Source organism: Asticcacaulis sp. YBE204 (genome assembly GCF_000495855.1).
Lineage (GTDB): Bacteria > Pseudomonadota > Alphaproteobacteria > Caulobacterales > Caulobacteraceae > Asticcacaulis.
On sequence record NZ_AWGF01000010.1, the window covers coordinates 172,500 to 183,952 of the forward strand.

Consider the following 11,453-nt stretch of genomic DNA (forward strand, 5'->3'; position numbering starts at 1 on the left):
TCGGCGATACTATCGCTTGTCGTGCGCGTACCCCAAGGAACCTAATGACCAAACTGCCGCTGAATCCGTTTTTCGCCTGGACCGCGCTGGCCCTCAAAAGTTCGGAAATGATGACCGCCTCGGCGGAAGTGATTACCCACCGCATGACGCGCATGGCCAATGCCGACCTGATCCCCAGCGCCGAGGATCAGAAGGAATTCACCCTGATGGGGCAGGAAAAGATGGAGGCGGGGACCGAATCGATGATGGCGATGGGGGCCTACTGGCTGACCCTCAATCATCAGATCGGCGCGCAGGCGCTTAAAAACATGATGACCATTGGCAACGATATGACGTCGCTGGCGTCATCGACCACACCCGCGCAAATGATGACGCGTCAGGCCAAGCTGGCCGACAGCCTCACCAAGGGGGTGATGCAGGCGGCGGATATGTCGTCTCAGGCGGCGACCATGACCGACCACGGCATGAAGCCGATGCACAGCCGCGCGGTGGCCAATGCCAAGCGCCTAGGCAAACGGGGTAAGTAATCAGGTTTAGTCCAGTTCCGGTCCCGGCGTCTCGCGGCCCGGAATTTCGCCGGTCAGAACGCCGCGCGCCGAGATCGGCTGTGCCTTGCCGAGGTCGATCGAGACGGCGGTCACATCGCGCACACCCCAGCTTTTGTCCTTGTCTGTACCGGCATCACCCGCCGTATTCAGACGCCACAGATTGGCGGCCTTGTCAGCCGCACTCCCGCCCGGCAGGTCGCCCTGCGTCAGGGTGAAGGGCGCGGTGTCGCCGTGGATCAGGAAGACCGGCTTGCCGAAGGTACGGCTTTCGGCGATCAGAACCGTGCGCACGGACAAAAAGCCGTCGCAAAGGCGCTTATTGTCGGCGGCGGCGTCCGTGCAGGGGACGAACAAAGCGTCGGGCTTCATTTCGGTCAGCATATCGGCCTGAGTGGCCACGATCACGGCTGCCGCGCCACGTTTATGCGCATAAGCAAAGGCAGCTTTCAGCCACTCGATATTGCGGGTATCGCGTTCATCGGCGGCCTTCGCGGCGGCGCTCAGATCGTCGCCCATGACCGAATCCCGCGCATTATTGGTCGCCGTCAGGTTCAGGGTGACGACAACGAAGCGGCCATGGTCGAAGCGGGCGTTTTCCGGCATACCGGGCTGCTGAACATAATGCCACTTGGTGTCCGTCACCGCCGGAGCGGCAAAGAAGCGCTTGCGCAGGATGTCCAGTCGCGCCAACTCGGAAAATTTCCGGCCCGTCGCCGGGTCGTCCTTGCGGTCGCAGTCGGTCCATTCGTTGTCGCCGGGTGTGTAAAAGACCGGGATAGGCTTGAGATCGGCCATCAGCTTGGCGAAGGCGTCGTCAGGCGCGCCGCAGACCTCGCTGCCCGCCTGAATGTCACCGACGTGCAAAATAAAGGGCGGGTTGCGATCTTTGACCGCCGGAATGGCCTTGGTTAGCATGGCGCGATCGGTATCGTCGTAGGGCGTGTCGTTGATGACAACGAAATCGACATGAGCCGGTTGCGGTTTCGGCAGGACGGCGCAGCCGCTTACCCCCAAAGTCAGAACAAGGGCGACGAACAGAACAGGGGCTGCCAACAGACGCGTCATCGCTTTACCTCCAGAGTCGTTCCAGAGGCTTAGGCCGCAATTGCGACAGTTTCAATATGGTGGGACACGATCGCCGGTTATGATCGCGGCAGAATTCAGCCGACCAGCTTCAGCTTCAGGCGGTGCGCGTTCATCATGGCGCGGAAGCGCGCCTGACGGAACAGCGCGGTCAGGCTGTAGGACATCTCGATCAGGGCGCAGGCGATGGAATATTCCGCGCGGATTTTCAACTGGGTCATGATCGGTACTCGCTACTCGAAGAGGGGTGTCGGGTTTACTCTAAACCTGACGCCTTAAGGTCTGGCCAACAAAGACGGTTAAAATAAGGTTGCGCGCTGTGAAATCCATCCACGGTCTGAAACAATAATTTCCCGAAAAGCCGGTTGCACCTCTTTACGCGGCGCACCAATTCCCATAGGAACAACCCGCAAAATGGAGAGTCCCTTATGGAGATACGCGAAGGCTTAACCTTCGACGACGTTTTGCTGGAGCCCGGCCCCTCTGAGGTCGTGCCCACTCAGGTCGACACGAAAACCAAATTCACCCGCTCTATTCATCTGAACATCCCGCTGGTTTCGTCCGCAATGGATACGGTGACCGAGGCACGTCTGGCGGTGGCCATGGCGCAGGCCGGGGGTCTGGGGATCATCCACCGCAATCTGAGCAACGAGCGTCAGGCCGACGAGATCCGCGAAGTGAAGCGTTACGAGTCGGGCATGGTGATCAATCCGGTCACCATCCACCCGGACACGACGCTGAATCAGGTGCGCGCCATCATCGCCCAGCGTCATATCTCCGGTTTTCCGGTCGTCGAGCGCGAAACCAATAAGCTGGTCGGCATCCTGACCAACCGCGACATCCGCTTCGAAGGCGAAGGCTCCAAGACCGCCGCCGAGCTGATGACGACGCAGGGTTTGATCACCGTCACCGACGGCGTCGATCAGAACCGCGCCCGCGACCTGATGGCGAAGCACCGTATCGAGCGCATTATCGTCGTCGACGAGGCCTATCGCGCGGTCGGTCTGATCACCGTCAAGGACATGGAAAAGGCGCAGGCCTATCCGCTGGCCGCGAAGGATGAAAAGGGCCGCCTGCTGGTCGGCGCGGCGTCTACCGTCGGCGATGCCGGGTTCGAGCGGTCTGAGTTCCTGATCGACGCGGGCGTTGACGTGGTGGTCATCGACACCGCCCACGGCCACTCGTCGCTGGTGGGCCAGGCCGTCGAGCGTCTGAAGAAAGCCTATAACCACGTCCAGATCGTCGCCGGCAACGTCGCGACCTACGACGCCACGCGGTCGCTGATCGACGCTGGGGCCGATGCGGTTAAGGTCGGCATCGGGCCGGGCTCGATCTGCACCACGCGCATGGTCGCCGGGGTCGGCGTGCCGCAACTCACTGCCGTCGCCGACTGCGTCCGCGCGGCGCTGGGCACCGGTGTGCCGATCATCGCTGACGGCGGTATCAAGCTGTCGGGCGATCTGGCCAAGGCGATCGCCGCCGGAGCCTCGACCGCCATGCTGGGCTCGATGTTCGCGGGCACCGAAGAAGCGCCGGGCGAGGTCATTCTCTATCAGGGCCGTTCGTACAAATCCTACCGCGGCATGGGCTCCGTCGGTGCCATGGCGCGCGGCTCGGCCGACCGCTACTTCCAGAAGGACGTCCAGGATTCGATGAAGCTGGTGCCGGAAGGCATCGAGGGTCAGGTGCCGTACAAGGGCCCCATCGCGCCGGTCGTCCATCAGCTCGTCGGCGGGCTTCGCGCCTCGATGGGCTATGTCGGCGCGCCGACCATCGAAGAGTTCCAGAAGCGGGCGAAGTTCGTGCGCATCACCAATGCGGGCCTGCGCGAAAGCCATGTCCACGACGTGATGATCACGCGCGAAGCCCCGAACTATCGCCAATAAAAGGGAGCGGGTGCGATGACGGTCGAATTGCAGGTACTGGTGTTTGCGGCGCTTTGGGGCCTCATACAAATCCTGATCGCCGCCGTCGCCCCCGCCGCCCGTCCGGGCTATTTCCAATGGAACGCCAGCCCGCGCGATACCGAGTTCGATTTCGGGCCGGTGTTCGGCCGGATGAACCGGGCCTATAAGAACTTCCTTGAGACGTTTCCGATCTTCGCGGTGATCGTTCTGGCACTGGTCTTTTCAGGCCGTGCGGACGATATCTCGAAATGGGGTGTCCACGTCTATCTGTTCGCCCGCATCGCCTATTTCCCGGCCTATGCTCTGGGCTCCAAGCTGCGCAGCGCGTTTTATGTCGTGTCGCTGATCGGTATGGCCATGTGCGTCTGGTCGTTATTCTTTTAAGGTTACATATTGACCCCTGCTGCCCGCCTTCAGTCCGCTGCCGAGATCCTCGATCTCCTCAAGAAATCGCGCCGTCCGGCCGAAGAGGTGCTCAAGGACTGGGGCCGCAATCACCGCTACGCCGGGTCGAAGGACCGCCGCGCCATCGCCGACAAGGTCTATCAGTGCATCCGCGCGCGCGAACGTCTGTCCTTTGTCATGGACTCCGACGCGGGCCGGTCGCTGGTGCTGGGGGCGCTGCATTTCCTCGACGGCGTGACCATTGCCGATATCGACGCCCTCTATACGGGCGAAGGTTACGCACCGCCGAAGCTGTCGGTTGCGGAACGCAATCGACTTGAGGCGAGGGACGGCGAAGCCCCGGAATGGCTGGAATCCGGCCTGCCGGAATTCGTCGTCGAGCGATTGAAAAGCGTCTATGGCGACGACTGGCTGAAAGAGGCCGAGGCCCTGATGCTGCCGCGCGCGCCGATCGACTTGCGCGTCAATGGCGACCGTGCGCCGCTGATCGCCGGGCTTGAGATGCTGGGCTACAAGCCGCAGCCGACGCCGTTTTCGGCATTTGGCGTGCGTCTGCCTGCCGATCCGCCGCCCAATGTCCGCGCCTTGCCAGCGTTTCGTCAGGGCACGATCGAGATTCAGGACGAAGGCTCGCAACTGGCCGGGTTCCTCGCGGGTGCCAAGCCCGGCATGACCGTGGTCGATTACTGCGCCGGGGGCGGCGGCAAGACGCTGGCCCTGCTGCAAGCGATGAACGGCGAGGGGCGTCTGATCGCGTCCGACGTTGAAAAGACGCGCCTCAACAATATCAAGCCGCGTTTGACCCGCGCCGGTCTGGAAGCGGACCTGCGTCAGCTCGGGCCGGACGGCGAGGGGATGGAAGACCTCGAAGGTCAGGCCGATCTGGTGCTGGTCGATGCGCCCTGTTCGGGGTCGGGTGTCTGGCGTCGTCGTCCGGAAACCGCGCATAAGCTGGAAGAAACCGAGGTCGCGCGTCTGCATGAGCTGCAAACGGCGATCCTGCACCGCGCCTCGCGTCTGGTGAAGCCGGGCGGTCTGCTGGCCTATGCGACCTGCTCGATTCTGCCGGACGAGAACGAACTGACCGCCGACCGCTTCGAAGCCGACCACCCGTGGTTCACGCCACGCGCCGTTGCCGAAGTCGTCAATACGCCATCGATTACGCCCGAGGGGGCGGAAACCCTCAAATCCATTGCGCAGGGCCACCGCCTGCGCCTGAGCCCCGGAACCAGCCACACGGACGGGTTCTTCGTTTCGTTATACCGGCGCGAGCCGTAAGAAAGGTCGGTAACCACAGATTACACAGATTGCACAGATTTGGCGCTTCGCGCCGTTAAGGTGGAAACAACTCGCCTGACTCTTAATCTGTGTAATCTGTGTAATCTGTGGTTCCAAAACCCATAGAAAGACCGACACATGTCGCACCACGAAAAAGTCCTGATCATCGATTTCGGTTCGCAAGTGACCCAGTTGATCGCCCGCCGCGTGCGCGAATGCGGCGTCTATTGCGAAATCCACCCCTTCACCAAGGCCGACGAAGCGCTGAAAAGCGTTCAGCCCAACGCCGTCATCCTGTCGGGTTCGCCGCACAGCGTCGTCGATGCCGGTCCGACCGTCGACAAGGCTCTGTTCGAGAGCGGCCTGCCGGTCTTCGGCATCTGCTACGGCGAGCAACTGATGTGCGACCTGCTCGGTGGCAAGGTCGAAAGCGGTCACCATCGCGAATTCGGTCGCGCCGAAATCGAGATCACCGCCGACACGCCGCTGTTCCGCGGTCTGGGTCACATCGGCGACAAGGAAATCGTCTGGATGAGCCACGGCGATCGCGTCACGGCTATCCCCGACGGCTTCAAGGTCATCGCCGTGTCCGAAGGCGCGCCGTTCGCGGCTATCGCCAATGAAGACAAGCGCTTCTACGCCGTGCAGTTCCACCCGGAAGTCGTCCACACGGTGCGTGGCACCCAGATGCTGAAGAACTTCCTGTTCGAGGTCGCCGGCCTCAAGGGCGACTGGACCATGGCGGCCTTCCGTCAGGAAATGATCGAGAAAATCCGCGCTCAGGTGGGTACGGGTAAGGTCATCTGCGGCCTGTCGGGCGGGGTCGATTCCTCGGTCGCCGCCGTGCTGATTCACGAAGCCATAGGCGAGCAACTGACCTGCGTGTTCGTCGACACTGGTCTTCTGCGCAAGAACGAGGGCGAGCAGGTCGTGTCGCTGTTCCGCGACCACTACAATATCCCGCTGATCCACGTGCAGGCGCAGGACAAGTTCCTCGGCGAACTGAAGGGCGAATTCGACCCGGAAAAGAAGCGCAAGACCATCGGGCGCCTGTTTATCGAGGTCTTCGACGAAGAAGCCGCGAAAATCGACGGCGCGGAGTTCCTGGCCCAGGGCACGCTCTATCCCGACGTGGTCGAAAGCGTCTCGCCGCACGGCGGGCCGTCGACCGTCATCAAGTCGCACCACAATGTCGGCGGTCTGCCCGACTATATGAAGCTGAAACTGGTCGAGCCCCTGCGCGAACTGTTCAAGGACGAGGTCCGGGCGCTGGGTCGCGAACTGGGGCTGTCCGAAGCCTTCGTCGGCCGCCACCCGTTCCCCGGCCCGGGTCTGGCCATCCGCATCCCGGGTGAGGTGACGGCGGAGAAGGTGAAAACCTTGCAGGACGCCGACGCCATCTATCTCGATGAGATCCGCAAGGCGGGGCTGTATAATGAAATCTGGCAGGCCTTCGCCGTGCTGCTGCCGGTCAAGACCGTCGGCGTGATGGGCGATGCGCGGACCTATGAGGACGTGCTGGCGCTTCGCGCCGTGACCTCGTCGGACGGCATGACGGCGGACTTCTATGAGTTCCCGTGGGCCGTGCTGGGCCGCTGTGCCACGCGCATCGTCAACGAGGTTCGCGGCGTCAACCGCGTCGTCTATGACGTGACCTCGAAACCCCCCGGCACGATCGAGTGGGAATAGGTAATGCTTCCTGTTTTTTTGTAATATTTTCTTGCCCGCCCTAAATTTAAACCATAAGTTTTATTGAGGGAGGTGTACCAATGGTCAAAATGGATAAAAGTAATGCAGGTTCTGCTGATGAGAATGCTGCTGGAGCTGGAGGGGCGCAATCTGTAAAAGAGAAAGCTGAGAAAAGAGAAATTAAAGGTGGCATACCGTATGTTATGGCCCCGGGAGTTTTGAAGAAGGCGCTAGAATTAATCATCCCGGCAGAGCGTCCGGATAAATTTAGTGCAAATTATATGGAGACTATACTAAAGCTTACTGGAGGCGCTGCTAGAGCGGTCCCCCCTATATTTAAAAAGATGCAATTTATTGGCTCCGATGGTGCCCCAACTATTTTGTATTCTAAATTTAAAACCGATGGAGGTCGTTCGCAAGCTGCATATGACGGATTGAAAAATGCGTTTTCTGAATTGTTTCGACGTAATGAATATATATACAAAGCTGATGAGAATGCAGTTAAGGATGTTATTGTAGAAATTACAGGTTTGAAGAAAACTGATCCTATTGTTCGATTAATGTATGGATCTTTTGATGCTGTTCGCGGCTTTATAAATGGAGAAATAAGCTCCAGTGGTGAATTAGGAAAATTGGATGCTGATACGGCAAGTGATGAAGAGAAGGCTGTATCAATTCGATCTACAAATTCTGTAGAGGTTGGTCTTTCATATCAAATAAATATTATATTGCCTGAGACTGAAAATATTTCTGTATTTAATGCTATATTTAAAAGCTTGAGGGATAATTTACTTAGATGAGTAGGGAGCGTGAGATAGAGTTATTTGTCCTGAAAAATGCGGCAATAACACAAAGCCTTCGTTCCGTTTTTTCGGCCCAGAGAATCGGTAGTAATAGAGGTGCGCTAGAAGCGCAGGCCGACTCATTGGTAACAGAGTACTTGCGTCAGGTTGACTTTGAAACCTTGGCGGATGCAGAACGCATGAGCGAGTTTTACAAACTTTTTTATGCGCTTGAAAACGATATGCGTGATCTTATTGAGGCTACGATGATGGAGAGTGTCGGGCAGAAATGGTGGGAGGAATCTGTCCCACAAGTGGTTCGGGATAACGCGCAAAAAAATTACGACAGGGAAGCTTCGGAAGGGCTTCCGCCAAGGTCAGACAGGCTTATCGACTACACAACGTTTGGAGAACTTGGAGAAATCGTTAGGGAGAATTGGGACGTATTTTCAGGAATGTTTTCTAACGCTACTCGCAACAGAGTTCTTCGAGTGATTAACAGGTTAAATTTAGTGCGAGGGCCGATTGCACATTGTAACTTCCTTCCCGAAGAAGAAGCTATCCGTCTTAAATTAGCGATTCGTGACTGGTACAAGTTAATGGAATAGTTTTGTTTAAGCTAATATTTATGTTAATTGATATATTATCTTTATTTGGGGTGGGTAACTGGTGAATAAAGCAGATGTCTTTCAGGCCTTGCAGGTCAAGCGGCAATTGGCCATTCAGTCGCTGGCCATCGCCAATCAGGCACCGTCCTATCTGCTGAAACTGTTCGGCCGGTAGGATCAGGCCCAGCCGTCGCCTTCGGCAGGGCTGGTCATCGGGCGTAATGCCCGGGTCATGAAGACGACATCGATCCAGCGGCCGAACTTGTAGCCCGCGTTCGGCAGCTTGCCCGTATGTTTGAAGCCCTGTGTCTCGTGCAGACGGATCGAGCCGGTATTGGCCGAGTCGCCGATGACGGCGTACATGGCATAAAACCCGCCATCGGTGCAGGCCGCGATCAGGGCCGAGAGCAGGGCGGACCCCACACCCTTGCCCTTGTGGTCGGGGTGAACATAGATGCTGTCCTCGACGCCGTAGCGATAGGCGACGCGCTGACGGAACGGCGAGGCATAGGCAAAGCCGATGATGTCATCGCCGTCAACGGCCACCAGATAGGGCAGGTTCATCGCCGTGATCTCGCCCCAGCGCGTGTGCAGGGCTTCGGCGGAGGGCGGCACCTCGTCGAAGGTGCCGGTGCCGTGCAGCACGCCGTCGCGATAGATGTCGGCAATGGCCGGAAAATCAGCCGGTTCGGCGATACGGATAAGCATGAAATCTCCTCCCTACGCAGTGGGGAGGTGGCGCGCCTGAGCGTAAGCGAAGGCGCGACGGAGGGGGGTGACTCGAAATTTCAACAGCTCAGACCTTGATTAGATTTGTGTTATCCCCCTCCGTCATTTGCCAGCAAAGCTGGCAAATGCCACCTCCCCATCGCTGCGCGACAGGGAGGAGGGAGATTGAATTACGCCGGTTTCGTCCAGCCCTTGTCGAGGGCCCAGATGGCGAACGCATAGTTCAGTGCGGTTTCCTTCAGGCGGTCGAAGCGGCCCGACGCGCCGCCGTGACCGGCTTCCATATTGATCTTGAGCAGGATCGGCGAACCCGAGGTCGTATATTCGCGCAGCTTCGATGCCCACTTCATCGGCTCCCAGTAGGTGACGCGCGGGTCACTCAGGCCGCCCGTCGCCAGCACCGGGGGATAGGCCTTCTTGGTGACGTTGTCGTACGGCGAATAGGACAGGATATATTCATAGGCTTCCTTGTCTTCGATCGGGTTGCCCCATTCCGGCCATTCCGGCGGGGTCAGCGGCAGGGAGGTGTCGCTCATGGTGTTGAGCACGTCGACGAACGGCACCTGACCGATGACGCCGCCCCACAGGTCCGGACGCAGATTGGTGATCGCCCCCATCAGCATGCCGCCGGCGGACCCGCCCTGCGCCACGATGCGGCCCTTCGAGCCGTAACCGTTCGCCACCAGATGCTCGGCCGAGGCGATGAAGTCGGTGAAGGTGTTCTTCTTCTTGAACTTGCGCCCGTCGAGGAACCAGTTGTAGCCCTTTTCCGTGCCGCCGCGGATGTGAGCGATGGCGTAGATGAAGCCGCGATTGACGAGGCTGAGGGTCGAGACCGAGAAGGTCGGGTCCATCGACATGCCATAGGAGCCGTATCCGTAGAGCAGCAGCGGCGCAGAGCCGTCGAGCTTGGTGGTCTTTTTCATCAGCACGGTCACCGGCACCTCGGCACCGTCCGGCGCCTTGGCGTAGAGGCGCTTGGCGACGTAGTCGGCGGGGTTGTGACCCGACGGGATGACCTGAGTCTTGCGCAGGACGCGTTCCTTGGTCGTCATGTCGTAGTCGTAGGTCTGGGCCGGGGTTGTCGGCGAAGTATAGGTGTAGCGCATCACGGTCGTGTCGTATTCCAGCGACCCGCCGAGGCCGAGCGCGTAGGCCTCTTCCTTGACGTCGATCTGATGCTCGCTGAGATCGGATTTCTGCGTGATGACGATGCGCGAATTGGCGTTTTCGCGTTCGTTGCGCACCATATGGCCCTTGAACAGGCCGAAACCGGTGACGTAAATACCCGGACGGTGCTTGATCCACTCTTTCCACGTGGCGCGCGACGGCACCTCGGCGGTCGAGGTCATGATCTTGAAGTCGATGGCGTCGTCGGCATTGGTCAGGATCACGAATTTGTCGTCCCAGCGATCGATCTCGTACTGTACGCCGGTCTTGCGTGCCTCGATGACCACCGGCGTTGCCGTCGGTGTCTTGACGGGGATAAAGCGCGCCTCGGTCGTTTCGTGGTCGTTGATGCTGATCAGGACGTGGCTCTCATCCGACGTCAGGCCGACGCCCATGAAGAAGCCGGGGTCTTTTTCCTCATAGACCAGCACATCGTCGCCGCCTTTGGCCGGACGACGGTAAAGCTTGCTTGGACGGCCATTGTCGTCGCGGAAGGTCCAGAAGATGTGCTGCGAATCCGGCGTGAAGATGAAATCGCCCGTGGCGCTTTCGACCGGCGTGCCCAGCGTCTTGCCGGTGGCGAGGTCCTTCACGTAAATCTTGTAAACTTCGGAGCCCTGCGTGTCCTCGGCCCAGGCGTAGAGCTTATGGTCCGGGCTGTGGGTCGTGGTGGCTGTGGAATAATATTCGTGGCCTTTCGACGCCGCATCCTCGTCGAGCAGGATCTGCTCGTCGGCGGGGATGGTGGCGAAGGGCACGGTCTCGGTGCTTATTTTACCGGCTGCCCGCTTCTTGCGGGCATTGATCGGGTGTTGGCCGCCGACATTGTAGCGGATATAATATTCCCACTCGCCATCGGGCGCGGGAACGGAGCTGTCGTCTTCCTTGATGCGGCCCTTGATCTCCTCGAAGATGGTTTTTTGCAGGTCTTCGGTCGGTTTGAGCAGGGCGGCCGTATAGGCGTTTTCCTTGATCAGTTGCGCCTTGACGTCCGGTTTGATGGCGTCGGGGTCGCGCAGCACGGACTGCCAGTTGTCGTCCTTCATCCAGAAATAGTCGTCGACGCGCTTGAAACCCAGTTGTTCGGTGGTGTGCGGGATCTTGGCGGGAACGGGCGCGGGGGTCTTCGACATCAGGGTCTCTTTGGCAAAAGCGGAAAAAGGTGTGGCCGCCAAACCCATGTTGAGCGCAATCGACGCACCCAGGCTATAATTCAGGAAATTTCGGCGGTTGAGGCGGCTTTTCATAGGGACG

General features: G+C 59.1%; 11 protein-coding genes. 7 read left to right on the plus strand and 4 right to left on the minus strand.

Features of this window, described 5'->3' with window-relative positions; all coding sequences use genetic code 11:
- Positions 1-44 precede the first annotated feature (44 nt).
- Positions 45-527 (plus strand): polyhydroxyalkanoate granule-associated phasin, encoded by a 483-nt coding sequence (locus AEYBE204_RS39570; RefSeq protein WP_023462815.1) that lies wholly within the window; start codon positions 45-47, stop codon positions 525-527.
- Positions 528-533: 6 nt separating this feature from the next.
- Here AEYBE204_RS39570 and AEYBE204_RS32810 read toward each other — a convergent pair whose 3' ends face one another.
- Together AEYBE204_RS32810 and AEYBE204_RS40375 are read right to left on the minus strand one after the other, a co-directional pair.
- Positions 534-1,613, minus strand: a complete 1,080-nt coding sequence (locus AEYBE204_RS32810) for a metallophosphoesterase (protein ID WP_023462816.1) — start codon at positions 1,611-1,613, stop codon at positions 534-536.
- 95 nt (positions 1,614-1,708) lie between these two features.
- Positions 1,709-1,852 (minus strand): hypothetical protein, encoded by a 144-nt coding sequence (locus tag AEYBE204_RS40375; protein ID WP_023462817.1) that lies wholly within the window; start codon positions 1,850-1,852, stop codon positions 1,709-1,711.
- Between the two features lie 207 nt (positions 1,853-2,059).
- Between AEYBE204_RS40375 and guaB the strand changes: the two genes are divergently transcribed.
- From guaB to AEYBE204_RS32835, 6 genes are all read left to right on the plus strand, one after another.
- Entirely contained in the window at positions 2,060-3,517 is a 1,458-nt protein-coding gene (gene guaB / locus AEYBE204_RS32815; RefSeq protein ID WP_023462818.1) for an IMP dehydrogenase, read from the plus strand.
- 15 nt (positions 3,518-3,532) lie between these two features.
- Positions 3,533-3,922 carry an MAPEG family protein gene (locus AEYBE204_RS32820; protein ID WP_023462819.1) on the plus strand — a complete coding sequence of 130 codons (390 nt, stop codon included), beginning with the start codon at positions 3,533-3,535 and terminating at the stop codon, positions 3,920-3,922.
- Positions 3,923-3,931: 9 nt separating this feature from the next.
- Entirely contained in the window at positions 3,932-5,221 is a 1,290-nt protein-coding gene (locus AEYBE204_RS32825) for an RsmB/NOP family class I SAM-dependent RNA methyltransferase (RefSeq protein WP_023462820.1), read from the plus strand.
- 138 nt (positions 5,222-5,359) lie between these two features.
- Positions 5,360-6,910 carry a glutamine-hydrolyzing GMP synthase gene (gene guaA / locus AEYBE204_RS32830; protein ID WP_023462821.1) on the plus strand — a complete coding sequence of 517 codons (1,551 nt, stop codon included), beginning with the start codon at positions 5,360-5,362 and terminating at the stop codon, positions 6,908-6,910.
- Between the two features lie 80 nt (positions 6,911-6,990).
- Positions 6,991-7,710, plus strand: coding sequence for a DUF5343 domain-containing protein (locus tag AEYBE204_RS40380; RefSeq protein ID WP_155908406.1), 720 nt, complete (start codon positions 6,991-6,993; stop codon positions 7,708-7,710).
- Positions 7,707-8,300 (plus strand): Swt1 family HEPN domain-containing protein, encoded by a 594-nt coding sequence (locus tag AEYBE204_RS32835; protein WP_023462822.1) that lies wholly within the window; start codon positions 7,707-7,709, stop codon positions 8,298-8,300. The genes AEYBE204_RS40380 and AEYBE204_RS32835 overlap by 4 nt, the downstream gene beginning before the upstream one ends.
- 177 nt (positions 8,301-8,477) lie before the next feature.
- Here the strand turns inward: AEYBE204_RS32835 and AEYBE204_RS32840 are convergent, their stop codons facing one another.
- Together AEYBE204_RS32840 and AEYBE204_RS32845 are read right to left on the minus strand one after the other, a co-directional pair.
- On the minus strand, positions 8,478-9,008 hold the full coding sequence (locus AEYBE204_RS32840) for a GNAT family N-acetyltransferase (protein ID WP_023462824.1): 531 nt from the start codon (positions 9,006-9,008) through the stop codon (positions 8,478-8,480).
- Between the two features lie 191 nt (positions 9,009-9,199).
- The gene (locus AEYBE204_RS32845) at positions 9,200-11,446 is read right to left on the minus strand and encodes a S9 family peptidase (protein WP_023462825.1); all 2,247 of its coding nucleotides are present in this window, start codon (positions 11,444-11,446) and stop codon (positions 9,200-9,202) included.
- Between the last annotated feature and the right edge of the window lie 7 nt (positions 11,447-11,453).

Bases quoted from the DNA above. Each gene is read 5' to 3' on its own strand.
- AEYBE204_RS40380 (WP_155908406.1), top strand. From the start codon at position 6,991: ATGGTCAAAATGGATAAAAGTAATGCAGGTTCTGCTGATGAGAATGCT.
- guaB (WP_023462818.1), top strand. From the start codon at position 2,060: ATGGAGATACGCGAAGGCTTAACCTTCGACGACGTTTTGCTGGAGCCC.
- AEYBE204_RS32810 (WP_023462816.1), bottom strand. From the start codon at position 1,613: ATGACGCGTCTGTTGGCAGCCCCTGTTCTGTTCGTCGCCCTTGTTCTG.
- guaA (WP_023462821.1), top strand. From the start codon at position 5,360: ATGTCGCACCACGAAAAAGTCCTGATCATCGATTTCGGTTCGCAAGTG.
- AEYBE204_RS39570 (WP_023462815.1), top strand. From the start codon at position 45: ATGACCAAACTGCCGCTGAATCCGTTTTTCGCCTGGACCGCGCTGGCC.
- AEYBE204_RS40375 (WP_023462817.1), bottom strand. From the start codon at position 1,852: ATGACCCAGTTGAAAATCCGCGCGGAATATTCCATCGCCTGCGCCCTG.
- AEYBE204_RS32840 (WP_023462824.1), bottom strand. From the start codon at position 9,008: ATGCTTATCCGTATCGCCGAACCGGCTGATTTTCCGGCCATTGCCGAC.
- AEYBE204_RS32835 (WP_023462822.1), top strand. From the start codon at position 7,707: ATGAGTAGGGAGCGTGAGATAGAGTTATTTGTCCTGAAAAATGCGGCA.
- AEYBE204_RS32820 (WP_023462819.1), top strand. From the start codon at position 3,533: ATGACGGTCGAATTGCAGGTACTGGTGTTTGCGGCGCTTTGGGGCCTC.
- AEYBE204_RS32845 (WP_023462825.1), bottom strand. From the start codon at position 11,446: ATGAAAAGCCGCCTCAACCGCCGAAATTTCCTGAATTATAGCCTGGGT.